General features: G+C 64.2%; 26 protein-coding genes. 16 read left to right on the top strand and 10 right to left on the bottom strand.

The window, feature by feature from the left end:
- The first annotated feature begins 161 nt into the window (after positions 1–161).
- Positions 162–419: a hypothetical protein gene (locus ACVWYP_RS19280; protein WP_304499414.1), complete on the top strand. Its 258-nt coding sequence runs from the start codon at positions 162–164 to the stop codon at positions 417–419.
- 770 nt (positions 420–1,189) lie between these two features.
- Positions 1,190–1,399: a hypothetical protein gene (locus ACVWYP_RS19285; RefSeq protein ID WP_016841790.1), complete on the top strand. Its 210-nt coding sequence runs from the start codon at positions 1,190–1,192 to the stop codon at positions 1,397–1,399.
- Positions 1,400–1,585: 186 nt separating this feature from the next.
- Here ACVWYP_RS19285 and ACVWYP_RS19290 read toward each other — a convergent pair whose 3' ends face one another.
- Positions 1,586–1,774 carry a hypothetical protein gene (locus ACVWYP_RS19290; RefSeq protein ID WP_038387966.1) on the bottom strand — a complete coding sequence of 63 codons (189 nt, stop codon included), beginning with the start codon at positions 1,772–1,774 and terminating at the stop codon, positions 1,586–1,588.
- A 660-nt stretch (positions 1,775–2,434) separates the two neighbouring features.
- On the opposite strand from ACVWYP_RS19290, the gene ACVWYP_RS19295 reads away from it, so the two are divergent.
- Positions 2,435–2,809 carry a helix-turn-helix domain-containing protein gene (locus tag ACVWYP_RS19295; RefSeq protein WP_212055227.1) on the top strand — a complete coding sequence of 125 codons (375 nt, stop codon included), beginning with the start codon at positions 2,435–2,437 and terminating at the stop codon, positions 2,807–2,809.
- A 13-nt stretch (positions 2,810–2,822) separates the two neighbouring features.
- On the opposite strand, the gene ACVWYP_RS19300 is transcribed toward ACVWYP_RS19295, so the two are convergent.
- Entirely contained in the window at positions 2,823–3,128 is a 306-nt protein-coding gene (locus ACVWYP_RS19300; RefSeq protein ID WP_304499415.1) for a hypothetical protein, read from the bottom strand.
- Between the two features lie 95 nt (positions 3,129–3,223).
- Between ACVWYP_RS19300 and ACVWYP_RS19305 the strand changes: the two genes are divergently transcribed.
- The gene (locus tag ACVWYP_RS19305; RefSeq protein WP_304499416.1) at positions 3,224–4,666 is read left to right on the top strand and encodes an undecaprenyl-phosphate glucose phosphotransferase; all 1,443 of its coding nucleotides are present in this window, start codon (positions 3,224–3,226) and stop codon (positions 4,664–4,666) included.
- A gap of 29 nt (positions 4,667–4,695) precedes the next feature.
- Here ACVWYP_RS19305 and ACVWYP_RS19310 read toward each other — a convergent pair whose 3' ends face one another.
- The 5 genes from ACVWYP_RS19310 to ACVWYP_RS19330 form a co-directional block, all read right to left on the bottom strand.
- A complete protein-coding gene (locus tag ACVWYP_RS19310) occupies positions 4,696–5,304 on the bottom strand; it encodes a hypothetical protein (RefSeq protein ID WP_304499417.1) in 609 nt (202 codons plus the stop codon).
- On the bottom strand, positions 5,297–6,073 hold the full coding sequence (locus ACVWYP_RS19315; RefSeq protein ID WP_304499418.1) for a metallophosphoesterase family protein: 777 nt from the start codon (positions 6,071–6,073) through the stop codon (positions 5,297–5,299). The genes ACVWYP_RS19310 and ACVWYP_RS19315 overlap by 8 nt, the downstream gene beginning before the upstream one ends.
- A 7-nt stretch (positions 6,074–6,080) precedes the next feature.
- Positions 6,081–7,364, bottom strand: a complete 1,284-nt coding sequence (locus tag ACVWYP_RS19320) for a hypothetical protein (protein ID WP_304499419.1) — start codon at positions 7,362–7,364, stop codon at positions 6,081–6,083.
- 109 nt (positions 7,365–7,473) lie between these two features.
- On the bottom strand, positions 7,474–7,758 hold the full coding sequence (locus ACVWYP_RS19325; RefSeq protein WP_304499420.1) for a hypothetical protein: 285 nt from the start codon (positions 7,756–7,758) through the stop codon (positions 7,474–7,476).
- Between the two features lie 99 nt (positions 7,759–7,857).
- Positions 7,858–8,163 carry a hypothetical protein gene (locus tag ACVWYP_RS19330; protein ID WP_304499421.1) on the bottom strand — a complete coding sequence of 102 codons (306 nt, stop codon included), beginning with the start codon at positions 8,161–8,163 and terminating at the stop codon, positions 7,858–7,860.
- Between the two features lie 297 nt (positions 8,164–8,460).
- Here ACVWYP_RS19330 and ACVWYP_RS19335 point away from each other — a divergent pair, with 297 nt between their 5' ends.
- The 11 genes from ACVWYP_RS19335 (at position 8,461) to ACVWYP_RS19385 (ending at position 20,925) form a co-directional block, all read left to right on the top strand.
- Complete coding sequence (locus ACVWYP_RS19335) at positions 8,461–9,573, top strand: polysaccharide biosynthesis/export family protein (RefSeq protein ID WP_018270685.1); 1,113 nt, start codon at positions 8,461–8,463, stop codon at positions 9,571–9,573.
- Between the two features lie 31 nt (positions 9,574–9,604).
- Positions 9,605–11,119: an O-antigen ligase family protein gene (locus ACVWYP_RS19340; protein ID WP_304499423.1), complete on the top strand. Its 1,515-nt coding sequence runs from the start codon at positions 9,605–9,607 to the stop codon at positions 11,117–11,119.
- A gap of 118 nt (positions 11,120–11,237) precedes the next feature.
- Positions 11,238–11,843 carry a hypothetical protein gene (locus ACVWYP_RS19345; protein WP_276552926.1) on the top strand — a complete coding sequence of 202 codons (606 nt, stop codon included), beginning with the start codon at positions 11,238–11,240 and terminating at the stop codon, positions 11,841–11,843.
- A gap of 129 nt (positions 11,844–11,972) precedes the next feature.
- Entirely contained in the window at positions 11,973–14,246 is a 2,274-nt protein-coding gene (locus ACVWYP_RS19350; protein WP_304499424.1) for a polysaccharide biosynthesis tyrosine autokinase, read from the top strand.
- A gap of 13 nt (positions 14,247–14,259) precedes the next feature.
- On the top strand, positions 14,260–15,072 hold the full coding sequence (locus tag ACVWYP_RS19355; RefSeq protein WP_028345310.1) for a hypothetical protein: 813 nt from the start codon (positions 14,260–14,262) through the stop codon (positions 15,070–15,072).
- A complete protein-coding gene (locus ACVWYP_RS19360; protein WP_304499425.1) occupies positions 15,069–15,821 on the top strand; it encodes a class I SAM-dependent methyltransferase in 753 nt (250 codons plus the stop codon). Before ACVWYP_RS19355 ends, ACVWYP_RS19360 begins: the two co-directional genes overlap by 4 nt.
- 3 nt (positions 15,822–15,824) lie before the next feature.
- Positions 15,825–16,940 carry a glycosyltransferase family 4 protein gene (locus ACVWYP_RS19365; RefSeq protein WP_304499426.1) on the top strand — a complete coding sequence of 372 codons (1,116 nt, stop codon included), beginning with the start codon at positions 15,825–15,827 and terminating at the stop codon, positions 16,938–16,940.
- Positions 16,937–18,229, top strand: a complete 1,293-nt coding sequence (locus ACVWYP_RS19370) for an O-antigen ligase family protein (protein WP_304499427.1) — start codon at positions 16,937–16,939, stop codon at positions 18,227–18,229. Before ACVWYP_RS19365 ends, ACVWYP_RS19370 begins: the two co-directional genes overlap by 4 nt.
- Positions 18,226–19,545, top strand: a complete 1,320-nt coding sequence (locus ACVWYP_RS19375; RefSeq protein WP_304499428.1) for an MATE family efflux transporter — start codon at positions 18,226–18,228, stop codon at positions 19,543–19,545. Before ACVWYP_RS19370 ends, ACVWYP_RS19375 begins: the two co-directional genes overlap by 4 nt.
- Positions 19,542–20,168, top strand: a complete 627-nt coding sequence (locus tag ACVWYP_RS19380) for a class I SAM-dependent methyltransferase (protein WP_304499429.1) — start codon at positions 19,542–19,544, stop codon at positions 20,166–20,168. Before ACVWYP_RS19375 ends, ACVWYP_RS19380 begins: the two co-directional genes overlap by 4 nt.
- An 85-nt stretch (positions 20,169–20,253) precedes the next feature.
- Positions 20,254–20,925, top strand: coding sequence for a class I SAM-dependent methyltransferase (locus tag ACVWYP_RS19385; protein ID WP_304499430.1), 672 nt, complete (start codon positions 20,254–20,256; stop codon positions 20,923–20,925).
- 21 nt (positions 20,926–20,946) lie between these two features.
- Here ACVWYP_RS19385 and ACVWYP_RS19390 read toward each other — a convergent pair whose 3' ends face one another.
- From ACVWYP_RS19390 to ACVWYP_RS19400, 3 genes are all read right to left on the bottom strand, one after another.
- Positions 20,947–21,666 carry a class I SAM-dependent methyltransferase gene (locus tag ACVWYP_RS19390; RefSeq protein ID WP_304499431.1) on the bottom strand — a complete coding sequence of 240 codons (720 nt, stop codon included), beginning with the start codon at positions 21,664–21,666 and terminating at the stop codon, positions 20,947–20,949.
- An 8-nt stretch (positions 21,667–21,674) separates the two neighbouring features.
- Positions 21,675–22,985: a nucleotide sugar dehydrogenase gene (locus tag ACVWYP_RS19395; RefSeq protein ID WP_018270697.1), complete on the bottom strand. Its 1,311-nt coding sequence runs from the start codon at positions 22,983–22,985 to the stop codon at positions 21,675–21,677.
- Between the two features lie 78 nt (positions 22,986–23,063).
- A complete protein-coding gene (locus ACVWYP_RS19400) occupies positions 23,064–24,356 on the bottom strand; it encodes a glycosyltransferase family 4 protein (protein WP_304499432.1) in 1,293 nt (430 codons plus the stop codon).
- Positions 24,357–24,473: 117 nt separating this feature from the next.
- Here ACVWYP_RS19400 and ACVWYP_RS19405 point away from each other — a divergent pair, with 117 nt between their 5' ends.
- Positions 24,474–25,712, top strand: coding sequence for a glycosyl hydrolase (locus tag ACVWYP_RS19405; protein ID WP_304499433.1), 1,239 nt, complete (start codon positions 24,474–24,476; stop codon positions 25,710–25,712).
- Positions 25,713–25,815: the final 103 nt, after the last annotated feature.

Here is a 25,815-nt window from a genome sequence, read left to right on the forward strand (position 1 = left end):
GTCGTCGCGTTTCAACTCGTGGTCAGAGCTTGATCTTCGCGCAAACGCGATCCTGTTGCGGCGGAAAACCGCTTCGCACTTTTCCGGATCATGCTTTAGTGCGCTCCTTGCGAGTCCGGGTACGAGAAAAAACCTGATTCAGCTTGGAACGGAGTGTGGCAATGCGAGTTATCTCGGGTTTTGCGATCGCCTCAGCCGTGATCATGATCTCCAGCGCAATGGTTCCGGCGCATGCGATCGACGTGCAGGTGGCACGCGCCTGCGATGCTTTGGTGGCAAAGGCATTTCCACCGCTGCAGCCCGGCAATCCCGCTTCCGGTAGCGCGAGGGGCGGTGCGAAAGCCCAGCGGGACTATTTCAACAAGTGCGTCGCGAATGGTGGCAAGGTGGACGACGATACGCCTCCTAAATCGAAATAGCGCGCGATCGCGACACGCGTGGCGAATTAGCGATGCTTATGGCGAATCTTCGCTGTCGCTGCTGTTTGTGGCGACTGCGCAAGCGCGTGTGAATGGAGCACCAAGCGCGCGAAAGGCGTTCGCTCCCTCTGTTCAAGCCGGACGCCTCGGTCCCGCTCATTTGAATTAGAATAGCGTTAGCGCGGTTGGGTGCGGCGGAGGCGAAATCGCGCTTGATCCGATGTCCAGCGTTGAATTCATTTCGCTGGGTTGCTCGAGCGCTTCAGGACACCGTCAGCCGCTTCAATATTCGCAACCGATCGAAACACTCTGCGATCCTTGATGGACATGGCAGCAGCAGATTTTGCGTCTAGGGAGCAGCTTGGTGGAATATCTTGTGTGCACCTGAACGCGTCCTTTTACGTGCGATCCCGGTAACACGGCGACATTGTGATAGCCGAACAATGCGCGTTCAGCATTGCACGACAGGCAGCCATCAATGATCACCAAGCAATATCATGCGCTTGGTGGAGCTTCTGACCCACATTGAGCCGCGTTGTCCAGCCGCGCGCCTTATCGCTGCCGCTGCCAACTCATCGGTACGACACATCAAAGGCCGCCGATCGAGCGCTTCGCGATCAGGTTGTGGAACCTGATTGAGAAAATTTAACTCGGAGCCACGTTGGTCGCAAACCTGCCCCATTAACCGCCTTCCATGTGCGCGGAATAACCCTGTCATCGAAACTTCAATCACATCGCTCATACCCTTAACCGCAGAGCGAGGGCGCGCCATGAAGCAGCACAAAGTTCAACATTTGCATCAGCCGATCGAAGAGGCGTTGCTCGCGACCAATCAATCGCTGCGCAACGAAGTCGTTGCGCTGATGCTTGATATCGCTGAGTTACGTGAAATCCAGGAACGCCCGGGCTCGTCGCGTTCGTTCGGCATGTCTCGTGAGCAGAATACCCCGCGCGTCGCGCTGCGCCGGGTTCACAGCTGAAGTTCGTCAGCCTATTTCTCACCGGCAAAATATGCGGCCACATCCTCGCCAATCCGGCGAGCATGCTGGCGCGCCTGCGGCTGCGGACAATTCAATTCTAAATTGAAGAATGCGCCGGCCCAATGCTCGTTCAGGCGAGCTGGCGGACGTTGCTGCGGACAATCGCGGTCGTGAGGGGTGGGGCGGTCAGTGTTCCTGCGGCACGGACTTGTGCGCCCCGACATCGGACAGACGCTCGCGCAGGATCCAATTCTGCAAGACCAGTTCGACCGCGGTATGCCGGAGCTCGCAATTCTCTGCGACAAGGCGTTCCAGGATGTCGGCCGCCTCGCTGGACGCGGGTTGGTTCCCCTCGAAGACCTTGAGACGCGCCATGGTGTCGATCCTCGCAAAAAAAAATGTTGATCAGAGACTGGCTCTGACAAGCGTCAGCGCAGAATGGTTCGTGGATTATCGGGCGGACGTGGTTCCGCCTGATGGCCTTGGGTGGGAAAGCGCTTAATTGATAATTCGTGGATCGAGTTATGAGCGTTAGATCTCGTGAAAATAATCCTCAAATATGTTGAAACCCTCATGACGCCTAACGTCCTAGTAACTACTGCTGGGCGTGTACGCCCGCAAGCGGTCGGACGCGAAAGTCGCGGGATTAATTTGTTAGAAATTTGTGAAAGTTGCGCTTGACCGATGAGGCGATTATCGCGGCGGGGCATGGCGCACTCACAATCTGTCGAGAGACCGATTGAATATTCTCATTTGAGAATGCAAACAGTGCGCCAGTTATCCAGATCAAACTCTCATACACAGAAAGTCGTATAACTTTTTTTATCGGGCCCTTTCAGCGGAGGAATATTCCCCGTATATTCCGGTAAATACCTTGCAGCTTCGGCGTTTCTTCGCACTATGTGTTGCTGCCGACCGGCAAGTTCGAGGCTCCCGAAAGGCCCCCGGGAAACCCTCAATTTGAATTTCCTGTTGCATTTACATAGCTTATAGGCCATGCGATGATTGCTAATCTAGGGGGCAATGAGATGACCAATGAGGCGTCATTCTACTGAGGAGATCAGTTCCAAGGTCAAACAGGCCGAGGAACTCATGGCGCGGGGGCAGTCCCAGGCCCAAGCGTGCAAGGTGCTGGGCGTTAGCGTGATGACATTTCATCGCTGGCGCAAGCAGGAGGCCGCACGTGGCCACCAGGCGAATGGTACTGTTACCGAATTCGCCGCTCGCACCGATGATCGAGATGGGATCCCCCCTGTCCATAACCGTATTGATGAATTACGGCTGGAAAATGAACGGCTGCGCCGGATCGTGACCGACTTGCTGCTCGAGAAAATGAAGATCGAGGAGAAGCTTGCGCTCAGGTCAAGCGGCGGGAGCGGCTTGCCCCGCCGTGGTGAAGCCCAAAGCTGACGTAACCTATCCGTTAGTGGATGCGTGGAGGCCTGGGAGCCAGCAGCAGCTGGTCGCTCAGATGTGCCTTCTCCGACCTTGCGCGCAGCTCTTCGAAGATCGGACGCAGTCTGGCCTGTGCAAGGTCCAGGCCTCTGACGATGTCCTGATTCGGCATGTCGGCCGGGAAGCGGGCCGCGCGCAGCTTTATCTCGATCGCCTTGACCAGCACCTCGACGTCGTCGCGGTGCTGGCCTGCGACGAGTTCGGCACCCATCAGGCGGATGAGATGGAGGAGGGCCACCAGCGCGGCCTCGGTTTCGCCAGCCGATGAACTCATGCGCGCTCTCTATCCGATATCCGCAGCAGGTCTTGCGAGCTCACGACCCGCCTGATAATACACATATGAATTGTTAACACGAATGTTAATTCCCGATGACCGACCTTTCGGACGCTCGATTGGCGAAAGTACCGGTTAACTTCGGCGCCTTCTCGTTCGCTTTCGCCTCTCTCGAGGTGTTTGCCGTCGCCTTCGAGATGATAATCGTCGTGCTGTCCAGCATCGTTGGCGGCGCGGCCTATCACCTCTTTTACTACCACACGGTTTATAGCAACAGCTTCGAGGGTTTTCTAGGGATCGGGGTCCTCGCCGCCATCCTTCACATGTTCGTGGCGAAGTCGCAGGGCCTCTACAATGCGCAGGTGCTGGCCGGTCTCGACCGGCGCTGGAGCAGTCTGCTCGGCGGATGGCTGCTGGTCGTTCTGCTGATGACCTTGATCATCTTCCTTTTGAAGGTGGGTTCCGGCGTCTCGCGCGGATCGGTGATGTCATTTGGCCTGATCGGCGGCCTCGGGCTGGTTACCGGACGGATGCTGCTGCAGGCGCCGCTGCAACGCGCGATCGACCGCGGCATGCTGGCCACGCGCCGCGCGGTCGTGGTCGGGATGGCGGACGAATTGTCCCGGGTGCGGCAAGCGAGCCTGCTGAGCGATTTCGGCGTTAGCGAGGTGCGACAGGTCCAGCTCTCCGGATCGTCCGACGACGCCGGCGACCGGGCTGCCGTCGCGTCAGCCATTCGCGCAGCCCGCGAGTGCGGCGCCGACGAGATCATCCTGGCCATGCCCTGGCAGCAAGAGCCGCGCATCCAGTTCGTGTGCGATCAGCTGCGGGCATCGCCGCTGCCGGTGCGGCTGCTGCCGGACCGGACCGCGGAGCGATTCCTGGCGCTGCGGATGGTGGCGACCGGCCCGATCCCGACGCTGGAAATGCAGCGCTCGCCGCTTACCTCGCTCGAGCGCGCCGGCAAGCGGCTGTTCGACATCGTGGCATCCAGCGGCCTCCTGGTGCTGTTCGCGCCGCTGCTGATCGGAACGGCGATTGCGATCAAGCTCGACTCCAGGGGGCCGGTTCTGTTCCGACAGCGCCGCAACGGCTTCGACGGCGAGCAATTCACCATCCTCAAATTCCGCTCGATGCACGTGCTCGAGGATGGCGATGTCATCACGCAGGCCCGCCCGAACGATCCGCGACTGACCGGGATCGGCGCGACGCTGCGCCGCCGCAGCATCGACGAGCTGCCGCAGCTGGTGAACGTGTTGCGCGGCGACATGTCGCTGGTCGGGCCGCGGCCGCACGCGCTGGCGCATGACGACAAATATTCGAAGCTGATCGCGAGCTATGCGCAGCGCCAGCACGTCAAGCCCGGCATCACCGGTCTCGCGCAGGTGCAGGGGCTGCGCGGCGCGACGCCGGCGATCGAGGACATGCAGCTGCGCGTGGCGCACGACCTCATCTACATCAAGAGCTGGAGCTTCGTGCTCGACCTGCGCATCCTGCTGCGCACGGTCGGCGCGGTGCTGCGTCACAAGGGTATCTGACGGCTGGGCATCCGGCTCCAGGCGCGCCTTTACTCCGGAATGCTCTGGTTGGCGTCCTTGAATTCCGCCTCGATGATGCGCCGGTTGGCGTCGCCAGCCACGCGATAGGCCTGCCCGATCGCGCCCTTCAGCTCCGGCGCGCGGGTGAGGATCAGGCGGATCTGCCGCTGCAGCAGATCGACCAATTCGACATCGCGCGTGGTGTCGACCTGCGCCAGCAGGATCAGGCGCGGCGCGATCAGGTCGCTGCGGTTGAAGCCGGTGTAGTAGGACATCTTCAGCGCCTTCGACGCGGTCGGGTTCAGCCAATCGAACCGTCCCGTTGCCGAGGCGAGGCCGAACCAGGCGCCGGCGTCCATCGGCGAGAGGCGAAGCGCGCGCGTGAACGCGGTTTCGGCCGCCTCCGGCGACGTCTGCAATTCGCTCCAGCCGTCGCGCAGCCACAGCTCGCCTCGGACCATGCCGACTTCCGCGGCGATCGCCGGTTTGCCGCGCAATGCATCGGCGGCAAGCCACCAGGCCGACAAGGCCAGCGTCGCCGCGCCGATCGCGGCGGCGACGGGCACGAAGGCAGGCGAGAGGCGCCTCGCATTCCGGCCGATCGCGGCAGCCATCGTGTTAGCTATCGTGTCAGCCATGGCGCGCGGCCCGGTTGCCGGTCATCAGCAGGGTTCGCCGTGCTCCCTCGAGCTTGACGCAGGTCAGGCGGCCGGTCGCATAGGCGCCGGTGTCGACATTGATGCGGTTGCGCAGCAGCTCGGCTTCATGCACCGGCGTATGGCCGTGGACCACGACCTTGCCGAAATCATCTTCCGACATCAGGAAGTCGTCGCGGATCCAGAGCAGATCCTCCTTGCGCTGCTGGTTGAGCGCGACGCCGGGCCTGACGCCGGCATGGACGAAGAAGTAGCGTTTGTGCACATAACAGAGCGGCAGCGAGCGCAGGAAGGCGAGATGAGCCGCCGGCATCTCGCGGATCAATTGCCGGGCGAGCGCCCTTCGTTCGGAGGCGTCGGGATTGGGCGAGGGCGTCAGTCCGTAGGACATCAGCGTTTGCAAGCCGCCGAACTGCCGCCATTGCGCGAGCATGTCGGGATTGACGAGAAACTCCAGCAGGCAGGCCTCGTGATTGCCGAGCAGGCAGACCATGCTGCGGGTGCGGCGGCGTTGATCGAGCATGGCGATGACATCGCGCGAATCCGGTCCGCGATCGATATAGTCGCCGAGGAACACCTGGATCGGTCGCGCCGGCCGGAACCGACCGATGTCGGCATCGATGCGGGCGCAGATCTCGTGCAGCAGGTCGGCGTGGCCGTGGATATCACCGACGGCGTAGATGCAGGTCTCGTCGCCCTCATGTTCGCGATCGCCGGTCTGGCCGACAAGACGCTGGAGGAAGCTTCGCATCTGGCGCCTAGCCCGCCTGCAACCGTGAACGGCTGATCCGCTGTGCCAGTCCTGTTCCGATCACGGCTCCCAACACGATCACTCCGGGCAGCGCCGGCAATTCCGGCAAGGTGAAGCTAGCAAGCAGCAGCGTCAGCAGGACGGCTGCGGCCGATGCAGGGTAGGACCAGTCTCGGCCGCGATTGCGCGCACCGGCCGTGAACGCTGCGATGCCGACGATGATAGCCGCGACTAAAGTCCAGAACATGGCGGAACCGAACTGGGCGATCAAGGCCGCCGCGCTGGTCGCAACCACCGGCCGCGTGGTGGCGCCCTGCCAGTCCATATAGGTCGACGCCAGCATTGCCGTGGTGCCGGCGCCGCTGCCGAGCGCGGGCAGGTCGGCGAGCAGATTGTGGGTCGATTGCACGAACTCGGACGGTGCATGAGCAAAGGCGACCGCAAGCGGCACGTCGGGATGACGATTGGCGATTGCCGTCGCCAGGGCGATCAGCGCGATCGCTGCCGCAGCAGCAGCGCTGCTCCAGCGGTGCAGGTGAAGTTTCCGCGCGGCGAAGGTCATCAGGACGAGGGCGATGCCCGCGGCGAGTGCGATCGCGGCGCCGCGCCCTCCGTACCAGCAGGCGCTGGCGGCGCAGAACAGCGCGCCGGCGGCGAGTAGCCAGCGCAGCCGCGTCAATTGGGCTGCGGTGCGGCCGTCAGCGTGTCCGCCGACGTCGAGCGCGCGCGCAAGGCTGAGCGGAACGCCAACGAGAACCACGACCAGGAATCCGTTTGCCGTCTCATCGCGCGCACCGCCAAGCCAGACTTTGACCGGATCGCTTGATAGCAGCAGGATCAGGGCCGCGACGGCGGCCGTTGCTGCAATAATGCGGGCCACCACATCGGCGCGGCGGGCGTCGATCGCGATCGCGGCGGCGGTGATCATGACTGACGTGAGTGACAGCCAGATCAGCAGCGCGCCGAGGCTTGCGCCGGTGTCGATCGTGATGCTGCCGCTGAGCTGTGCTCCCAGTGTTTCGCCGGCGAACTTCCACACCGGATGTGCCAAGGAAGCCAGTGGCAGCATCTGCAGGATGATCCAGAGCATCGGCAGAAGCGCCGCCGCAACAGCAGGACCTGCGACCGACTTCAGGAACGACAGCTCACCTGGACGGATCGCCACGAGACTTCCGAGCAGCCCGAGCGACGTCGCCGCGCCGACGGGACCCGTTGCGAGCGATGCGTCGATGAGACCCAGCGGAATCGACGCCCCGATCAAGATGCAGATGAAAGCCGTGACGTTCCACACGAGAGGGGGAGGTCCTGCGGAGGATGAGACGCAAGACAGCGGGATGCCCCGGGCTTGCCGCGAGGTCAACGGAAATCGGCCACGCCAAAGGGGGCAGTGTTATGCCCTGCTATTGCGAACGGCGCAGGGCGAGACGTGGCGTCGAGCTGCGAGACCAGAACAGCGGCGCGAAGGTGCTTGCCAGATAACCGACTTGCAGCGCTACGATCGCGGTAATCATGAGCAGCGCGGTTTCCGACCACGACAGGCGCGCGACTCCGATGGCGGCCAGCAGCGAGAGCTCCGCGAGCACCACCGGCGCCAGCACCAGACAGTGCTGGCGCAGCCCGAGAACGGTGCCGCCGATCAAATTGCCAAGGAAAACAAATAACATAACCAAACCCTGCGTCCGCATGGTAGCGGGCCGGGCCTAAGCCGGGGTTAACCCGTACGCTGCAAGCCGGCCGGCGCGGCGCCGGTCGAATGGCCAGTAGTTTTGTTAGTCGATTAACATTCAGAACGGGCGCAGATCGCCGTAACTATAGGCGGCCCAATAGTCGCGTCCGCCATATGGTCCATAGGCGCCGTAGAGCGGCGCGCAGGAGTAGCGATCGGGACAGCCGTGCCAGCAAACCCGTTTCCACTGGCAGACGTCGCCATGACAATATTGCAGCCGCTGACAGTTGCCGCCGACCCGTTGCACGGCGCGCGGCGCAGGGGAAGCGCTTAGTTCTGCGGCAAAAACCGAGCTGCCAACAGAACCGCCCAGCAGCAAGGCGACCATTCCCAACGCGATCGCCAGTAGCTTCATGCGGGCCATCGAACCCTCAATCGGTTAACTCAAACCATCTCATTCACAGATAACGGGAACATCCGACGAAATCAAAGCCGGAGTGACGGCGCGCCGGGCTTTGTCTCACGGCGGTGCGCCGGTGTCGCCGAATTACCTCACCTCGCTAACATTATTTATCAATTGCATCGCAATATATCGTGGAACCTTGTGATTGTGATAGTCGGCGTGTTACGGCACGGCCGGAGTATTTAAATGTCGCGTGCGGTTTTCCTTCGGATAATGTTATTGCTTGCGGCCGCCTGTTGGGTCAGCGGTTGCCACTACATGCCGACCAACGGTCCGACGAGCTCCGATGTCGTGGCCGGGCAGCGCGATCCCGAAAGCCTGCCCTATGCGATGGTCAAGATCACACCGCAGATCGAGAACGTGCTGGCGTCATTCGCGCCGCAACTTGCCGGCGGCATCCAGGGCCCGCCGCCGAAGGATATCCGTTTCGGCATCGGCGACGTCGTCAGCGTCACGATCTTCGAGGCCGCCGCCGGCGGTCTGTTCATTCCGGTCGAGGCCGGCGTGCGCCCCGGCAACTACATCACGCTGCCGAACCAGAACGTCGATACCGACGGCAACATCTCGGTGCCCTATGCCGGCGCGATCCGCGCCAAGAGCCGCACGCCGACCGAAGTGCAGCGCTCGATCGTCGATGCGTTGAAGAACCGCGCGATCGAGCCGCAGGCCGTGGTCGCCCTGATCGAGCAGCGCACCTCGCTGATCTCCGTGCTCGGCGAGGTCAATTCGCCGAACCGCTTCCCCGCCAACGCCGCGGGTGAGCACGTGCTCGATGCCATCACGCGCGCCGGCGGCCCGAAAGGGCAGGGTTTTGACACATGGGTCATGCTCGAGCGCGACGGCAAGCGTACTACGGTGCCGTTCGGCCAGCTGGTCTACGAGCCCAAGAGCAATATCTATGCCCACCCCGGCGACACCATTTATGTCTACCGCGAGCCGCAGACCTTCGTCGCCTTCGGCGCCTCGGGCGCGCAGGGCCAGTTCAATTTCGAGGCCTGGCGCATCTCGCTCGCCGAAGCGGTCGCCAAAGCGGGCGGCCTGAACGACTCCTCGGCCGATCCGGCCTCGGTGTTCGTCTATCGCGGCGAACTGCCGGAAGTGGCCGCGAAGCTTGGCGTCGACGTCAGCAAATATTCAGGGCCGATCATCCCGGTCGTCTACAACATCAATTTCCGCGATCCGGCCGGCTATTTTCTGGCCACGCGTTTCCAGTTGCGCAACAAGGACGTGCTCTATGCGTCGAACGCGGCATCCGTCGAGGACGCCAAGGTGATGCAGCAGATCCGCCTCGTGACCGCAACGGTGAACGATCCGATCGTGGCCGCCTACAACGCAACCTTACTTCGTAATTCGATCAAGCTTGCGCCCTGATATTGGGGCGTGAGCCGGCACGGCCGGCTTCATGACACGTTTGCGACTAGCTTCCGGCTCGGGCGAGGCGACGGCATTGCCGTGGCCGGTGCGCTGGTCGTCGTGGCTGTTCTGCGCCGTCGTCGCCTTGGCGCCGCTGCCGCTCGGCTCGGTCGGCACAGTTGCGCCCGCGATCTGGTCGATCCTGCTCGGGATTGCACTGCTCGGGGTGTTGCCGATGCGCCTGCGCGGCAGTCAGCTCATGATCCTCGCCGTGACTGCGCTATTGACGGCGCTTGCCATGCTGGTGCTGCACGAGCAGTCGGCGCTCCGCCCCTGGTCAGGTGTGGCGCCGAACGCGTTGTGGGCACAGGCCGGCAAATTGCTGCCTGCCGAGTTGCCGCCGGCCGTGTCGATCGCGCGCGGTCAGCCGTTCTATTCGATCGGCGTCGGAATCGTTTGCCTGCTCAGCTTCGCCATCGGCGTCATGCTCGGTGCCAACCGCGGACTGGCGCGCGGGTTGTTGCGGGCGGTGGCCGCGGCGGGCCTGGTCTATGCGATCTGCGGCATCATCACCTTCGCGATCGATCCCACCCGGATCTACCTGCTGCACGAGAAGCAGGCGCACCTGGCGTGGCTGACATCTCCCTTCGTCAATCGCAACACTGCCGGCATCTATTATGGTTGCTGTGCGCTGATCTGGCTGTTGTTCGGCTGCGAGCTGATCGAGCGGCATTGGCCGTCGCGCCGCGCCAGCCTGTCACGGCTGCTCGCGCGTCTCGATATGCCGGCGCGGCACCGGCTCGCCGGCCATGCGTTCGGCTGGCTCACCTGCCTGCTGGCGATGTTTCTGACCGGCTCGCGCGGCGGCGTCGGGATCTCGCTGCTCGCTGCGGTCGCAGCCGCCGCGATCTTCTTTCGCAACCGGGTGCCGCGCCGCTACGGCATGATCGTGGCACTCGGCGTCGGCAGCCTGGTCGCGCTGGCACTGCTGCAGCTTCTCGGCGGCGGTGTCGGCGCGCGCTTCAGCACGATGGGCCTCTCGGACGAGGGACGGTTCTCGACCTATCGCGCAACGTTGCGGATGATCTGGGATCACCCGTGGCTCGGCGATGGTTTCGGGACCTTCGAATGGGTCTATCCGGCCTATCGCACCGACGACATCTCGCTGCGCGGGACCTGGAACCGGGCGCACAACAGCTGGCTCGAACTGGCGTCCGACGGCGGAATGTTAATGGCCGGCGCCGCCATGATCGCGCTGCTCGCAGCGTTCGGCGTGCTCGCGCATGGCGTGCGGACCCGTCGCCGCGACATGATCGTGCCGCTCGCGGCGCTCTGCGCGTCGGCCGCCGGCGCGCTCCATTCGATGATCGATTTCTCGCTCCAGATCACCGGCTATGCCGTTGTAATCGCGGCCCTGCTCGGGGCAGGCCTGTCGCAATCCTTCCGCTCCGGCGGGGGCGGCTCCGATGGCGGCTCCGATCGTGACGCCGGTGTTACGGTCGGGCGGCCGGTTAACGCTGATTTGGCACGCCGAAGCGGGGGCGCCGCCGGCGAGGCTATTTAATTGGCGCGATAACTCTGACTATGCTAACGAACTGTTAGTATTCGTTAGGGAGATAGCTGTGTTCACATTTGAGCGATCCGGCGGCTTTTCCGCCCCGCGCTTGGCGACGTTGGTGGTGATGCTGGTGCTCGCGACACCCGGTGGCGCGGCGCTGGCGGAGACCCCTGGCGGGTTGATCCAGCTGTCCCAGGCGGTCACCAATTTCAAGGCCAGCCCGGAGCAGCTACTGACCCAATATCCGAATGCGGGCGTGGAGTTGACCTCGCGGGCGCGCGATTTCGCCCTCAACGATCCGACATCGCTCGATCCGCTGATTGCGCTGCTTGCCAAGGCAAGCAAGGACCAGAAGACGGCGATCGCCGCCGGTCTCGCCCAGGCCGCGCGCATCGTGGTGCGCAGCAACCAGCCCTACGCGACGCGCATCCAGCAGGCGATTGCCGACACCAAGGATCTCGACACCGTGATGGCGTTTGCCGCAGCGTCGGGTGACAGCGGCACCGCCGCGACCGGTGCCGGCGGCGCGGGCAGCGCCGGTGCATCCGGCGGCCAGACCAGCGCGCTGGGCGCCAGCGGCGCCGGAGCTGGCACGCTCGAGGCCATCGACGGCAACAGTGTGAACACCGGCATCTTCAGCTTCACCTCGTCGGTCAGCAGTTCGGGCAGCACGACGACCGGTACGGCCACGGGCACCGGCACCACCCTCATTTCAACAGTAACTCCCTGAGCGGGCTTCCGATCGCCAATGGAGAACTCTCTGCAGCAACGCGCTTCGGTGTCGGCGGCGGGACGCTTCGCAGGATCATTGGAGGGCGCGAGGGCAGGATCCATCCTGCCGGCGCGGCGATAGGACGAGATGCTTCAGCGCAACCAGATCTCGCCGTCTGTCGATCTGAGAAATCGTCCGGCTGAACTGCCGTCGCTGGCGGAAACCTTCGACGCCTTCGTCACCTATCTGCTCCGGCAATACTGGGTCATACTCGGGACCGCCGCGCTCTGCCTGTTCGGCGGCATCTGCTATCTGATGACAGCGGCGCCGAGCTATACGGCGCTCGCCACGATGATCATCGACACGCGCAAATTCCAGGCCTTCCAGCAGCAATCGCCGGTGAGCGAGGCCCCGGTCGATTCCGCCGCAGTCGAGAGCCAGGTCGAAATCCTGAAGTCGGAGAACGTGGCGCTCGCGGTGATCCGCGACCTCAAGCTCAACGAGGATCCGGAATTCGTCGGCTCGAGGGCCGGCGCGGCGGGAGCTGTGCTGGATTTCGTGTCCGGCCTGCTCGCCGGCGGCGCGCCGCCCACCGAGTTCGACCGGACCCGGCGCGCGGTTCGCGCCTTCCAGAAGCAGCTCGACGTCCGCCGCCGCGGCATGACCTATGTGATCGAGGTCAGCTTCCGCTCGCTCGATCCGGAGCGCGCGGCGCAGATCGCCAATGCCGTCGCCGACGCCTACATCGTCGACCAGCTCGATTCCAAGTATCAGGCGACGCGCCGCGCCAGCGTCTGGCTGCAGGACCGCATCCAGGAGCTGCGCACGCAGGCATCCAACGCCGAGCGCGCGGTGCTCGACTACAAGAAGACCAACAACATCGTCACCTCCAGCGGCAAGCTGCTCAACGAGCAGCAGCTCGGCGAGCTCAACACCCAGCTGCTCCACGTGAAGTCGCAGGTCACCGACGCCAAGGCCAAGCTCGACCGCATCGAGGCGGTGGTGAAGGGGGGCGTCCCCGACGCGACGGTGGCCGATACCCTGAACAACCAGGTCATCACCAAGCTGCGCTCGCAATATCTCGAGCTGGCCAACCGCGAGGCCGACTGGTCGTCGCGCTATGGCTACAATCACTTGGCCGCCGTCAACCTGCGCAACCAGATGCGCGAGATCCAGTCGTCGATCGTTGACGAGCTGAAGCGGCTCGCCGAAAGCTACAAGAGCGACTATGCGATCGCCCTGCAGCGCCAGAACGAGATCGAGCGCGCCGTCAACGACTCGGTGTCGCAGTCGCAGTCGACCAACCAGGCGCAGGTCACGCTGCGCGAGCTCGAGAGCTCGGCGCAGACCTATCGCTCGCTCTACGACAATTTCCTGCAGCGTTACATGGAAAACGTGCAGCAGCAGTCGTTCCCGGTCAGCGAGGCGCGGGTGATCACCCGTGCCTCGCGTCCGCTCAGCAAGAGCCATCCGCAGACCTTGGTCGTGCTCGCGCTCTCGGCGCTCGGCGGTCTGATCGCCGGGCTCGGGCTCGGCGTGTTGCGCGACCTCTATGACCGGGTGTTCCGCACCGCTGAAATGGTCGAGACGATCCTCGAGGCCGACTGCGTCGCCATCGTTCCGCGCGTCTCGCCGGGCCAGATCAAGGCGCCGGTCGCCGGTCGTCCCAATCTGCCGATCGGTCCGCGCACGATCCGGCGCGGCGACGAGCCGGTGCTGTGGGCGGCGATCGATTCGCCGTTCTCGCGGTTCTCGGAAGCGATCCGCTCGATCAAGGTCAATGCCGACCTCAACGTCACCAAGCCGTCAAAGATCCTCGGCCTGACCTCCGCGCTTCCCAACGAGGGCAAGTCGACGCTGGCCTTCGTGTTTGCGCAACTGGTTGCCCAGAGCGGGGCCCGCGTGCTCCTGATCGATTGCGATCTGCGCAATCCCTCGCTCAGCCGCAAGGTCGCCGCGACTGCTGAGCGCGGCATCCTCGACGTGCTGTCCAACAATGCGACATTGCAGGACACGCTATGGCGCGATCCCGAGACCGGCCTCGCCTTCCTGCCCGGCGCCACGCGATCGCGCATCGCGCATTCGCACGACGTGCTGGCCTCCGACCAGATGAGGGATTTCATCGACGGGGCCCGCAGCCACTATGACTACGTGATCGTCGATTTCCCGCCGCTCACGCCGGTGGTCGATGTCCGCATCACCGCACACTTCGTCGATTCCTTCGTCTTCATCGTGGAATGGGGCAAGACCCAGGTGCAGGTGGTCGAGCGCGCGCTGCGCAGCGCGCGAGCGGTCAACGAGAACCTGCTCGGCGTCGTGCTCAACAAGGCCGATATTGCCGCGATGAGCCGCTATAGCGGCTATGGCGGCAAGAACTACTATTACAACTCGCACTATGGGCGATATGGCTACACCGACTGAGACGCACGGTGGGATGCCCGGGCGCGCAGCCGCCTGGCTTGCGCGCGGCCTGCTGGCCGCGCTCGCGTGCTCGTCCGTCGCCTGGGGCACGACCACCTTGCCGGACTTTGTCGACCAGACCCGGCTCGACGGCGCAAAGGACCTGATCCTTCGCAACGTACCGGTCAGCGACGCCGAGCTCGATGACCTCGGTCCGTTGCTGTCGCGCGCCGTGGCGGAAAAGGATTGCATGCCGGCCATCGATCGCAGCGCGGCGGTGATCCGGCTGCGGCGCGCCGAGAACGCGCTCGCATCCGGCGAGCAGGTCGATGCCCGGATGGGCGAACTCGACGACGCTGTCCGCAAATCGCTCGGCTGCGCGCCGGCCGATCCTTATCTCTGGCTCGTGCTGTTCTGGCTTCGTAATACAAGGCAGGGTTTGAGCGACGCCAATTTCGACCTGCTGCGGGTGTCGTACCGGCTCGGACCGAACGAGGGCTGGATCGTGGTCAAGCGCAGCGCGATGGCGCTCGCAATGTTCGACGCGCTGCCGCCTGACCTTTCGTCCGACGTGATTGCCGAGTTCGCGCGTCTCGTGAAGACCGAACTGTACACCGAGGCAATCGATCTCCTGAAGGGACCGGGCTGGGCGCACCGTGGCAAGCTGCTGGCCGGCCTCGCGGCTGTCCCGCAACGGAACGTCGACATCCTGACCCGCACCATGGCCGACATTGGATACGATCTCGACCGCCGCTCGCCGGCGGAACGGCGCAATTGGGAGCACAAATCGAACGACCGCTTCGACGAGCTTGCCCCAATGCCGCCGGAGGCGAGGGCTAGGCCATGACGATAGAATTTTGCGTCGGACAGCACAACGCGCATTATGAGGGCATCTATTCGGCACAGGAGCGCGACTGGCGCCGCGTCTGCGCGGTCGACAAGGCCGATCATATCGCCGGTTTGCTCGGTGCAGCCGCCGCGAGGGTCGGCAATGTGCTCGAGGTCGGCTGCGGCACCGGCGCCGTGCTGGCGCGGCTGTCGGCGATCGGCGTCGGCCGCGACTTCACCGGCATCGACGTGATCGATCCCGCGACCAATCTGGAGATCGACGGCGCAGCTTCAGCTCCATTCCGCTGGTCCAGCTATGACGGTGCGACGATCCCGTTCGCCGACGGATCGTTCGACCTTGTCTATGCCAGCCACGTCCTGGAGCACGTGCCAGAACCGCGCGCATTGCTTTACGAGCTCGCCCGCGTCTCGCGGGACTTCATCTATGTCGAGGTGCCCTGCGAATTGCACGCGCGGACCAGTCGCCGGGCGCTGCAATCGACGCTCGACATCGGCCATATCAATTTCTACACGCCCGATACGTTTCGGCTGCTGCTGGAGACCGTGGGGCTCAAGGTCAAGGACTTCGGCACCTGGGACCACAGCCTGCCGGTGCATGCTTTTCATTCGTCGCGGATGAAGGGGCTCGCGAAGAGCATCGTGCGGAAGTCGCTGTTGACGGTCAGCCCAGGGGTCGCGACCCGGCTTGCGACTTATCATTGCGGGGCGATCTGCCGGCACGACTCGGCGCGGCCACAGGGCCGCTAAACCATGGCGCCGCGCGTGGTCGTCTTCAACAACATGATCACACCTTACACCAACCGTCTCTACAACGAGCTGGCCAGCCGCGGGCTGGATCTCGCCGTGCTGTCCTGTACGCCGCAGGAGGCCGATCGCTCCTGGGCCGGCTCGTTCACGCCGCGCTACATCACGCGCACGGTGCCGGGTGTATCGATCCCGCTGTCGCGGTCGCGTCACACCCATGTCAATATCGGGATCGGGCGCGCCTTGAATGCGCTCGCGCCCGACCTGCTGTTCGTCAACGGCCTGTATCCCTCGATGCTGGCGGGCGCGGCATGGGCGAGCGCCAACGGCAAGGCGCTCGCGCTCACGATCGACGGCTGGCGCGAGACGATGCCCAACACCGCCTATCATCGTCTGGCGCGGCCCTGGCTGCTGCGCCAGTGCGACGCAGTGGTGTGTTGCAGCGACAAGGGCAGGACGTATTTTCGCGGCGAGGGCGTTCGTGCCGACGATCTGTTCGTGGTGCCGCTGGTGCCGGCATGGGATCCGCCGGCGGTTGTGCCGGCATTCCACGACCGTCCATTTCATCTGCTCTGGTGCGCCCGACTCAATGACGACGCCAAGAACGCGATCTTCTTCGAGAACGTCGCGATCACGCTTGGCCGGATCGTGCCCGCGCTGAAGGTGCGCGTGGTCGGGTCGGGCGCCGCCGAGCGGCGCATGCTGGCGCGGCTCGGCGGTGCCGGCATCGATGTCAGCCACGACCGCTATCTGCCGTGGCAGGCGATATCGGACGTTTTTCTGCACTCGCGGCTGCTGCTGCTGCCCTCATTGCTGGAACCGTGGGGCCTGGTGTGCAACGAGGCCCTGCAGTGCGGGGTTCCCTGCCTGGTGTCGCCCCATGTCGGGGCAGGCGGCGAGTTGGTCCGTGACCAGGACAATGGCTATGTTTGCGCGCTGGAAGAACGGGTTTGGATCGACGCGGCGCGCGGCTTGCTCGAACATCCCGCGCGCTGGGAGGCGATGTCGCGGCAGGCCCGGCAGAGCGTGCGACGCGATGCGCTTGCCGACGCCGCGGCGTGTTTCACCGCCGCGGTCGATCATCTCTTGAGGGCGCCGGCCCGGCAGGAGGCCGCGCAATGATCGGCAGATGGTGGCTGCGAACCGATGTCTTTCTGCACGCCTATCTGGTGATGGTGCTCGGCTGCATCTATTTCCTGTTCAATTTCATCGAGGGCATCTCGTTCGCGGAAAGGGCCGGGGAATCCACGCTGTTCCGCGGCGCATGGCTGCTGCTCTACATCCTCTTGGTGCTGCACATTGCGATCGATCGGAATCGCTTCGGCCTGCTGATGCTGCAGTCGCGGCTCTATCTGACGTTTATCGCCTTCGCCCTGGTATCACTGGCGCTGAGCGCCGACCCCGCCGGCTCGTCGATCAAGTTCGCGATGTATCTGTTGACCACGATGTTCTCGGCGTGGATCGTGATCAGCTGCCCGGTCGATCGCCTCGTCGATACGCTGTTCCGCATCGGGATCGTGGTGCTGATCGTTCACGTCCTGCTGTTTCCGGTGATCGGCTCGCAATGGGATTACGATCCGCTGCACCGGCCGACGGTGCTCGGAACCCAGGCCTATGCCGGCGTGTTCGGTCACAAGAACCTCGCGGGCGCGTTCTTCGGCCTCATGGTGCTGATCTGCTTCGTGCGCATGCTGGCAGGACCGCGGCGGCAAGTCGGCTGGACGCTGCTGCTGATGGGATGTCATTTTTTCGCGCTCGCCGCGGCCGGCGCCGCAGGACCGCTGATCAGCATGTTGACGGCGCTTGCCGTGACCTTCGGGCTTCTGCTGGTGGTGCTCGGGCACAGGGGCGCTGCCTCGATCTATTGGCTCGGCCTCGCTTTTGTTGCGCTTGTCGTGTTCGCCGTGCCGAGCGACGAGTTGTATGGGCTGGTCGGCCGCAGCGGAAACCTGACCGGCCGCTCGTTCCTCTGGTCGGTCTGGCCGCACTTCTTCTGGCAGCACCCCTGGCTCGGCTACGGGTTTTCGGGATTCTTCAACGAACTGCCGAACTCGCCCGTGAACGAGCTGACGAGCATGGCGCCGTGGAATACCGAGTTCGGTTCGTTCGAGAATTCCTATCTCGACGCCTTTCTCCAGTTCGGCCTGCTCGGCGGTGCGCTCTATATGCTGCTGCTGGCGCTCGCATTGTGGAATAGCATCGTCTTCGCGTTCGAGCGGAGAGGGATGTACTGTATGGCGCCGTTCGCGATGCTGCTGTTCGTCGTGATCGCGTCGGCCAATGACTCCAGCCAGCTGCTGCACAATTATTTCGGCTGCGTGCTGGTGTTTTGGTGCTATTTCGGCCCGGAGGCCAGGCTGCAAATGGCGCCGCGGCGGACATTCAACAGGCTACGGGTGAGTGAGGCGTGAGTGCGTTGACCGACAGGCTGGACCGGGCGGCGGCTCAGACCCGGGTCGCCGGTGCCATGAGCGGATTGCTTCGCCGGCTGCGGCGTGCCGGGGGCAATGTCGCGCTTGGCCTGATCGACCAGGCGCTGCTGAGCGGGTCTGCCTTCGTGCTGACGATCGTGCTCGCCAATCTGCTCGACATCAATTCGTTCGGCAGGTTTAGCGTCGCCTGGTCATTCTCGATCCTGATCGAGGCGGTGTTTCTGCGCGGCCTGTTCGACGACGGGCTGCCGGCGACCGCGCATCGGATCCCGAAGTCGCTATGGCCGCAGCTGCGGCTCGGCCTCTATCTGTCGTCACTGCTCGTCTCGGGCGCGCTCGGCCTGCTGCTGGTGAGTGCGGGGCTTGTGATCGCAGCCGCCGGTGGGGACGCCGGCGGGCTCGTGATCGCAACCGGGCTTGCGATCCCGGCGGTTCGCCTGCAGAGCATGTTTCGCCGGATCTGCTATCTCGACGGCAGACTGCCGCGCGCGCTGGCGTCCTCGCTGACCTACTGCGTGGCGCTGATCGTCTCGGCTGGGCTGATGATCGCGCTCAAGCTCACCGGCGCCGCCGCGGCGATGGCGTGCATCGCGATCTCGGCCGCGCTCGCCGGCAGCCTGCTGCTGGCCCACACCCGCGAGCTGGCCTGGCCGCAAGCCAGAATCTTCCGCGGCTCGCTGCGGCGGCTGTTTCGGAACGGTCGCTGGTTCGTCGCGACCTCGCTCACCTACTGGATCGGCAGCATCGGGCTGATTCCGGTCTGCGGCTTCCTGATCGGGCTGGACGCGAGCGCGTCGCTGCGGATCCTGCTCTTGGTGTTCGCACCGCTCAGCCAGTTCTGCGCGACGATGTTCTCGGTTCGCCTGCCGGAAATCGCGGCCGAACTGCGCGCCGGCCGGCGGAGCGCGGTCGCCGCTGCCGCGCGCGAAAATGCCCTGCTGCTTGGGTCGATCGCGGCCGCTTACGGCACGGTGGTCGTGCTGCTCGGCCAGCGCATTCTGGCGCTTGTCATCCACGGACAGAGCTATGAGATCGGCACCGGCAGCCTCGCCTTGATGGGCGCGGCGATGGCGCTCGACGCGGTGTGGCTCGGCCTCGCGCTGCCGCTGTTTGCGACCGGCAAGCCGCAGCGATTCATGCTGAGCCGGATCGCCGGCCTCGTCGCGCTGTGCTGCGTCCTGCCGTTCGCGGCGGAGACCTGGCAGGTGATGGGCGCGGTTGCGGCGATGGTGGCCTCCAGCGCGGCGTCGGTAATCACGGTTGTGCTGACCAATTCGGCGCGGGAGCGGACATGACCGGCGACGCGTGCGGCGGCTCGCTCGAAAAGCTGCATATCGGCGCCTTCAATTGCGGCATCGACGGCTGGATCAATACCGACATCACGATGCACCTGTGGATCGCGCGGATGCCGTTCGCGGCGAAAGCGCTGCATCTCGCGGGCCTGCTGAGCGATGCCCGCTATGCCGAGCATCGCCAGGGCAGGTTCGCCGGGCTGCGCCACATGAACCTGACGAGGCCGCTGCCGTTCGCGGATCGCAGCCTCTCGGCAGTGTTCAGCGCGCATGTCTTCGAGCACCTGTTTCCCGACGAGGTCGAGCGGCTGGCGCGCGAGATCGCGCGGGTGCTGGCGCCGGGCGGGGTATGTCGGATCGTCGTCCCCGACATGGAGCGGATCGTCGCGCTCTACGATCCGGCGGCGCCGCAGGCCTTCCTCAAGGGCGTGTTCGAGATCGATCGCCGCAAGGAGGCCGCCTTCGCGCATCACTGGGGCTTTACCCGCGCCTCGCTCGCCGCGCTGTTCCGCGACGCCGGCTGTTCGGAAACCCACACCCGTGCCTATCGCGAGGGCGTCTGTCCCGACATCGACCGGCTCGACAACCGGCCGGACGAGTCGATCTTCTTCGAGGCCATCAAGTGAGCGCGACAGGAAAATCGTCGGACCGTTGCGTGAAGGATCGCGCATGCCGTGCTAGATCGAACCGACCGGTAGCAGGAGATTGACCTTGCTGGGTGCGATTCAAGCCCGATTTTCCAATGCAGCGCGCCAGCGGCGCGGCGAATTCCTCGTTCGCACCGTGAACCTGCCGCTCGATGCGAAAATCCTCGATCTTGGCGGCGGCACCGGCCGGCACATTCGCGCGATCCTGCCGCGGCATACCGACATCACGGTTTGCGACATATCGGCCGACGATCTGAAGGCCGCGCGCGAGCGCTTCGGCTTCAAGACGGTGCTGCTGCGGGAGACCGAGCGCCTGCCGTTCGACGATCAGGCGTTCGACTTCTGCTTCTGCTCGTCGGTGATCGAACATGTCACCGGGCCGAAGCAGGATGTCGTCACGATCGAGGACGGAGCGGCCTTTCAGAGCATTGCGCGCGAGCATCAGAACCGCTTTGCGGGCGAGATCTCGCGGGTCGCGAAGTCCTTCTACGTGCAGACGCCGTACCGGTACTTTCCGATCGAGAGCCATACCTGGCTGCCAGGCATCATCGTCCTGTTGCCGAGGCGGCTGCAGATCGCGCTGATCGGTATATTCAATCGCTTCTGGATCAAGCGCACCGCACCCGACTGGCACCTGTTCGACTGGCGCGAGATGACGGAAACCTTTCCCGACGCGAAGATCTATCGCGAACGCTATCTCGGCATGACCAAATCGCTGATGGCGATCAAGGCCTGAGATAGCTATCCGCCTGCGGCGTCAACCGTCGCGCCGGGCCAGGATGTTGATCAGCGTGCCGACCGTCGCCCGGCGATCGAGCGCCGGCGGGAGCGGGGAGCCGGCAAAGCTGCTCCCCAGCATTGTGAGGCCATGTTGTCGCAGCAGACCCTGCATGGCCGCCGGCGAGGTGTCGAATTTGGAGAACGCGAGATAGCGAAACAGCGGCCGCGCCGACACGCGTGAAGAGGCCGCATGCGCGAGCTTGTAGCCCCGGCGCAGCAGCGATCCGCGGTTGGGGATCGAGAGCAGAAAAAGCCCGCGGGGCCTCAGCACGCGATGCATCTCGGCGAGGCACTGCGCCACGTCGGGAACATATTCCAGCACGCTCGCGCACAGCGCGCCGTCGAAGGATCGATCGGGAAACGGCAGGCTCGCGATGGTCGGGATCTGCTGGAATGTGAGCCGCCCGGCGAGCGTGCTGTCGGCGCTGTGGCCGCGAGCCGCCGCAATCATCTCCGACGAGGCGTCGACGCCGGTGACGTCGCAGCCGCGTGCGGCGAGCAGGCGGGACAGCGTTCCGGTGCCGCAGCCTGCATCCAGCCAGCGCTGCCCATTGAGGTCCGCGTTCCCGAGCAGGCCGAACATCGCGGCGGTGCGCGCCTTGAAGGTGCGGCTCTGATGCAGCGTCTCCCATCCCGACGAAATCTCGTCGTGAAAGCGGATTTCGGGTCGCTCGCGGGTCTGGCCCATGGTGGCCATGATAGTCCCTACCAGTGAAAGCCGCTCACTTTGGCGCGCACCTGCTCGGGCAATCCGATCTCCGACAGTTCGAGCACGACCTGGTCGGGACGCGTCGCCGTCAGCGCCGCAACGAAGCGTGGATCGGCCGTCGTCAGCACGATAATGTCGGCCCACTCGATGGTTGCCGTCACGTCGTCGTTCAATAGGCCGACCAGCTCCGGATTGCGCATCAGGAATTCCCGGTTGGCGCCGATCAGTTGCGACAGCTGCACATTGGGGTCGTAGATCCGGATGTCGCGCCGCTCGCCGCGCAAGCTCTTCACCAGCCTCACGAACGGACTGTCGCGGACGTCGTCGGTGCCGGCCTTGAAGCTGATGCCGAGGAACGCGATGCGGCGGCCCTCATGCGACAGGATCCAGTCGGCGCCGCGCGACATGATCATGTCATTGCTCGGCAGGATGCTTTCGAGCACCGGCGTCGACAGTCCGCGGCTGTGTGCAAGGTGCTTCAGCGCCTTGACGTCCTTGGGCAGGCACGAGCCGCCGAACGCAAAACCCGGCCGTAGGTAAGCCGGCGAGATGTTGAGCCGCGTGTCCTGCATGAAGATGTTCATGACGTCGCGCCCGTCGATGCCGAGCGTCTTCGCGATCGTGCCGATCTCGTTGGCAAAGCTGACCTTGAGCGCGTGCCAACTGTTGTCGACATATTTCACCAGTTCCGCGGTCTCGACCGGCGGCGTGATCTTGGCGCCGGGCAAGTCCTTGTAGAGCGCCATGACGCGGTCGGCGGTTTCCTGGTTGAAGGCGCCGACCACGGTCTTGGACGGCGCGTTGAAATCCGCAATCGCGCTGCCCTCGCGCAGGAATTCCGGATTGAAGGCGAGGTCGAAGTCGCGTCCGATCCTGTTGCCGGAGGCCTCCTCGATCAGCGGCCCGACGGTACCGCGGGTGGTGCCGGGCAGCACGGTGGAGCGGATCGTCACGGTATGCGGCGCGTTCTTCGCGCGCAGTCCGCGGCCGATCTCGATCGCGACCTGTCGGATCGCGGTCAGGTCGAGATTGCCGTTGCCGGACGAGGGTGTGCCGACGCAGACCATCGATATGTCGCTGTTGACGATCGCTTCGGTGGCGTCGGTGGTCGCGGTCAGCTGGCCGGTTGCCACCGCGCGCGCCACCTTGTCCGAGATACCCGGTTCGACGACCGGCGACCTGCCTCCGCGGATCAGGTCGACCTTCGCAACGCTCTTGTCGACGCCGATGATCTGGTGGCCGAGCTCGGTGAAGCAGGCGGCGCACACCGTTCCGACATAGCCGAGGCCGAAAATGCTGACGTTCATGCTTCGACCTTCAACAATCCAGGACGTGCGCGTGGCCGCAGCCGCGTCGCGTTTGACGTGAGTGAGGCGGCTGCGCGTTCAAGACGATGCCCGTCCGGAGGCTGCATTCGCGCCGGAAGGTTGCGAGGTTGGCCGCTCGGCGGTTGCATGCGCGCGCGGTGCGGGGACCTTCCTGGCGAACAACGCCTCATAGGCCGCGAGCAGCTTCGGCTCCTCATGCGTCCACGACAGCGCGCGCTCGACGCGGTTGCGGCCAAACGCCCCCATCGTCTGCCGCAATGACGGATCGTCGATCAACGTAATGATCTTGCTGGCGAAATCCCTCGGATCGTTCTTCGCGGCATAGAGCGAGGCGTCGAGCGCCGAACGCCGGCCCTCGCGGACGTCGAACTGAACGATCGGCCGTCCGAGCGCCATGTACTCCATGATCTTGTTCATGGTGGAGATGTCGTTCATCGGCGTGACGCGGTCCGGATTGACGCAGACGTCAGCGGTCGAGAGCATCGTGAACAGCGCCTCATCCGCGATGGCGCCGGTGAAGTTCACATAGTCCAAGAGCTGCATCTCCTCGCAGAGCTTGACCACCGCATTCCACTCCGGCCCGGTGCCGGCGATGTTGAACTGGATGTCGGTGCGGCCGAGATCGTGCACGATGTGGCCGATCGACTGCAGCAAGAGATCGATGCCTTCCGACTGGCCGATCACGCCGACATAGCCGACGCTGTGGCGCCGGCCACGGCGCCAGGCCGGATCGGCCGGCCGCGAGCGCACCCGGTCGAGATTGGGGCCGGACCGCACCACGAAAACGCGGTTGGACGGCATGCCGCCGCGCGCGATCGCGATCTCGCGATAGGATTCGTTGGTCGCGATCGAGATGCTCGCCGTCTTGAAGGTGAGATATTCGACCAGCCGCAGCAGATGCCAGAACATGTCCCTGCGGCCGAATTTGGCTTCGTAGAGCTCGGGATTGACGTCGTGATGATCGAACACGAAGCGCTTGCCGCCGAGCTTGAACAACAGGCCGATCAGGAAGATCAGGTCGGGCGGATTGCAGCCCTGGATCACGTCGAAGCCGTGCTTCCACGCCACCTTGATCGCAAGCAGCGTTTCCCAGAACAGCGCGACCGGATATTCGATCAGGTAGGCGGCGATCCCGCGCGCTTCCACCGGCATCGGATGACGGTAGATGTGAATGCCCTCGAGGCATTCGTAGGATTCGTCATGGCCGCGGCCCTTCGGGCAGATCACCGAAACTTCATAGCCCGCCTTGCGCAGCGACGTTGCTTCGCACCACACCCTGCGATCGAAAGGAACCGGAAGGTTCTCGACGATGATCAGGATCCGCCGCGGTGATGGTTCAGCTCTCGACATCTGCGGTGATCTATACCATTGACCTAACAACATCACAATCCGATTAACATCGGCATTAACATGCGCGGCTTCCACTATGCAATCCCGGCACGGATGTGACGGCGACGAGACAGGGACATGGCAGGCAGAGTGAGGGATTGGGGCCAAAGGGCATTGATTGCGCTGGTTTTGAGCGCGCTGCTGCCGCTGGCCTACAAATGGCCGCTGCAGTGGAATGGTTCGACGTCAAGCGATGCGCTGAGTGCGAGCCGCGTGAATGCGGTGATCCCGCCGACGCTGTTCGGCATGACGATCAACGCAATCGGGCAGTCACAACCATGGCCCGAGCTCAAATTCGACGGCGTTCGGCTGTGGGGCGCGATCTACTGGGCGCAGGTCAATCCGGCGCCCGGCATCTACAATTGGGCGCGCTTCGACGCCATCCTTGCCGCGGCGGAGCGCGAGCACGTCGAGATCGTCCTCAATCTCGCCTATACGCCGCGCTGGGCCGCGTCGGTGAAGGATGCGCCGCCGGCGTTCACGCCCGGCGCAAGCTCACCGCCGGCCGATCTGGCGTCATGGGACGACTGGGTGCGCGCGGCCGTCAGGCGTGCCGCCGGCCGCATCAAATACTGGGAAATCTGGAACGAGCCCGAGGATCCCAAATATTACTCGGGCGATATCGCGACCATGGTCCAGCTGCAGAAGCGGGCCTACGAGATCATCAAGACCAGCGATCCCACGCTGACCGTGCTGACGCCGCCGTCCAACGGCACGCCGGACGGGTATCGCTGGCAAGAGGCCTTCATGGCGCAAGGTGGCGGACAATATGCCGATGTGTTCGCCTTCCACGGCTACACGAGCGAACCCGAAGCGGTGCTCGGAATCATTGCGCGCTTCAAGCGGATCCTCGCCGCGCACGACCTGTCCGCGAGACCAATCTGGGACACCGAGGCCGGCTGGTCGTCCTATGAGGACAATCCGGACGGGTGTCTGGCGCGCGCCTACATCCTGAAATGGATCAGCGGTGTCGACCGGTTCTATTGGTACGAGTTTGCGGGAGGCGGCAGCGACTTTGGAAAATTATGGGACCCGGCGCGCGGGCTGCTGCCGAGCGGAATTGCCTATCGCACGATCCAGTCCTGGTTGGTCGGTGCAAGCGTCGTGGCCGCAGGCAGGACGTCGCCGTCGACCTGGCGCGTCGAGCTTCGCATGCCGGATGGCCGCAACGGTCTGATCCTTTGGACCACCAAGGGCCGGTCCGTTGATCGGGTCGACCCGCATTTTAGCCGTTACCAGGGCCTCGACGGCGGCGAAGGACCTGTCGCCAACGGCGAGGTCGAGATCTCGCCAAAACCGGTTCTGTTGCTGGAATGATAATAATGTTAAGTCCCGGCAAACGAGACAATTATGACGATGTTTCCTGGCTTCATTGCGGGCGTTGGGCGCGATACAAGGAGCGCTGTTAACTTGAGGCGAT

Source organism: Bradyrhizobium sp. USDA 3262 (assembly GCF_054060035.1).

Bases quoted from the DNA above. Each gene is read 5' to 3' on its own strand.
- ACVWYP_RS19280 (WP_304499414.1), top strand. From the start codon at position 162: ATGCGAGTTATCTCGGGTTTTGCGATCGCCTCAGCCGTGATCATGATC.
- ACVWYP_RS19285 (WP_016841790.1), top strand. From the start codon at position 1,190: ATGAAGCAGCACAAAGTTCAACATTTGCATCAGCCGATCGAAGAGGCG.
- ACVWYP_RS19290 (WP_038387966.1), bottom strand. From the start codon at position 1,774: ATGGCGCGTCTCAAGGTCTTCGAGGGGAACCAACCCGCGTCCAGCGAG.
- ACVWYP_RS19295 (WP_212055227.1), top strand. From the start codon at position 2,435: ATGAGGCGTCATTCTACTGAGGAGATCAGTTCCAAGGTCAAACAGGCC.
- ACVWYP_RS19300 (WP_304499415.1), bottom strand. From the start codon at position 3,128: ATGAGTTCATCGGCTGGCGAAACCGAGGCCGCGCTGGTGGCCCTCCTC.
- ACVWYP_RS19305 (WP_304499416.1), top strand. From the start codon at position 3,224: ATGACCGACCTTTCGGACGCTCGATTGGCGAAAGTACCGGTTAACTTC.
- ACVWYP_RS19310 (WP_304499417.1), bottom strand. From the start codon at position 5,304: ATGGCTGACACGATAGCTAACACGATGGCTGCCGCGATCGGCCGGAAT.
- ACVWYP_RS19315 (WP_304499418.1), bottom strand. From the start codon at position 6,073: ATGCGAAGCTTCCTCCAGCGTCTTGTCGGCCAGACCGGCGATCGCGAA.
- ACVWYP_RS19325 (WP_304499420.1), bottom strand. From the start codon at position 7,758: ATGCGGACGCAGGGTTTGGTTATGTTATTTGTTTTCCTTGGCAATTTG.
- ACVWYP_RS19330 (WP_304499421.1), bottom strand. From the start codon at position 8,163: ATGGCCCGCATGAAGCTACTGGCGATCGCGTTGGGAATGGTCGCCTTG.
- ACVWYP_RS19335 (WP_018270685.1), top strand. From the start codon at position 8,461: ATGCCGACCAACGGTCCGACGAGCTCCGATGTCGTGGCCGGGCAGCGC.
- ACVWYP_RS19340 (WP_304499423.1), top strand. From the start codon at position 9,605: ATGACACGTTTGCGACTAGCTTCCGGCTCGGGCGAGGCGACGGCATTG.
- ACVWYP_RS19345 (WP_276552926.1), top strand. From the start codon at position 11,238: ATGCTGGTGCTCGCGACACCCGGTGGCGCGGCGCTGGCGGAGACCCCT.
- ACVWYP_RS19350 (WP_304499424.1), top strand. From the start codon at position 11,973: ATGCTTCAGCGCAACCAGATCTCGCCGTCTGTCGATCTGAGAAATCGT.
- ACVWYP_RS19355 (WP_028345310.1), top strand. From the start codon at position 14,260: ATGCCCGGGCGCGCAGCCGCCTGGCTTGCGCGCGGCCTGCTGGCCGCG.
- ACVWYP_RS19360 (WP_304499425.1), top strand. From the start codon at position 15,069: ATGACGATAGAATTTTGCGTCGGACAGCACAACGCGCATTATGAGGGC.
- ACVWYP_RS19365 (WP_304499426.1), top strand. From the start codon at position 15,825: ATGGCGCCGCGCGTGGTCGTCTTCAACAACATGATCACACCTTACACC.
- ACVWYP_RS19370 (WP_304499427.1), top strand. From the start codon at position 16,937: ATGATCGGCAGATGGTGGCTGCGAACCGATGTCTTTCTGCACGCCTAT.
- ACVWYP_RS19380 (WP_304499429.1), top strand. From the start codon at position 19,542: ATGACCGGCGACGCGTGCGGCGGCTCGCTCGAAAAGCTGCATATCGGC.
- ACVWYP_RS19390 (WP_304499431.1), bottom strand. From the start codon at position 21,666: ATGGCCACCATGGGCCAGACCCGCGAGCGACCCGAAATCCGCTTTCAC.
- ACVWYP_RS19395 (WP_018270697.1), bottom strand. From the start codon at position 22,985: ATGAACGTCAGCATTTTCGGCCTCGGCTATGTCGGAACGGTGTGCGCC.
- ACVWYP_RS19400 (WP_304499432.1), bottom strand. From the start codon at position 24,356: ATGTCGAGAGCTGAACCATCACCGCGGCGGATCCTGATCATCGTCGAG.
- ACVWYP_RS19405 (WP_304499433.1), top strand. From the start codon at position 24,474: ATGGCAGGCAGAGTGAGGGATTGGGGCCAAAGGGCATTGATTGCGCTG.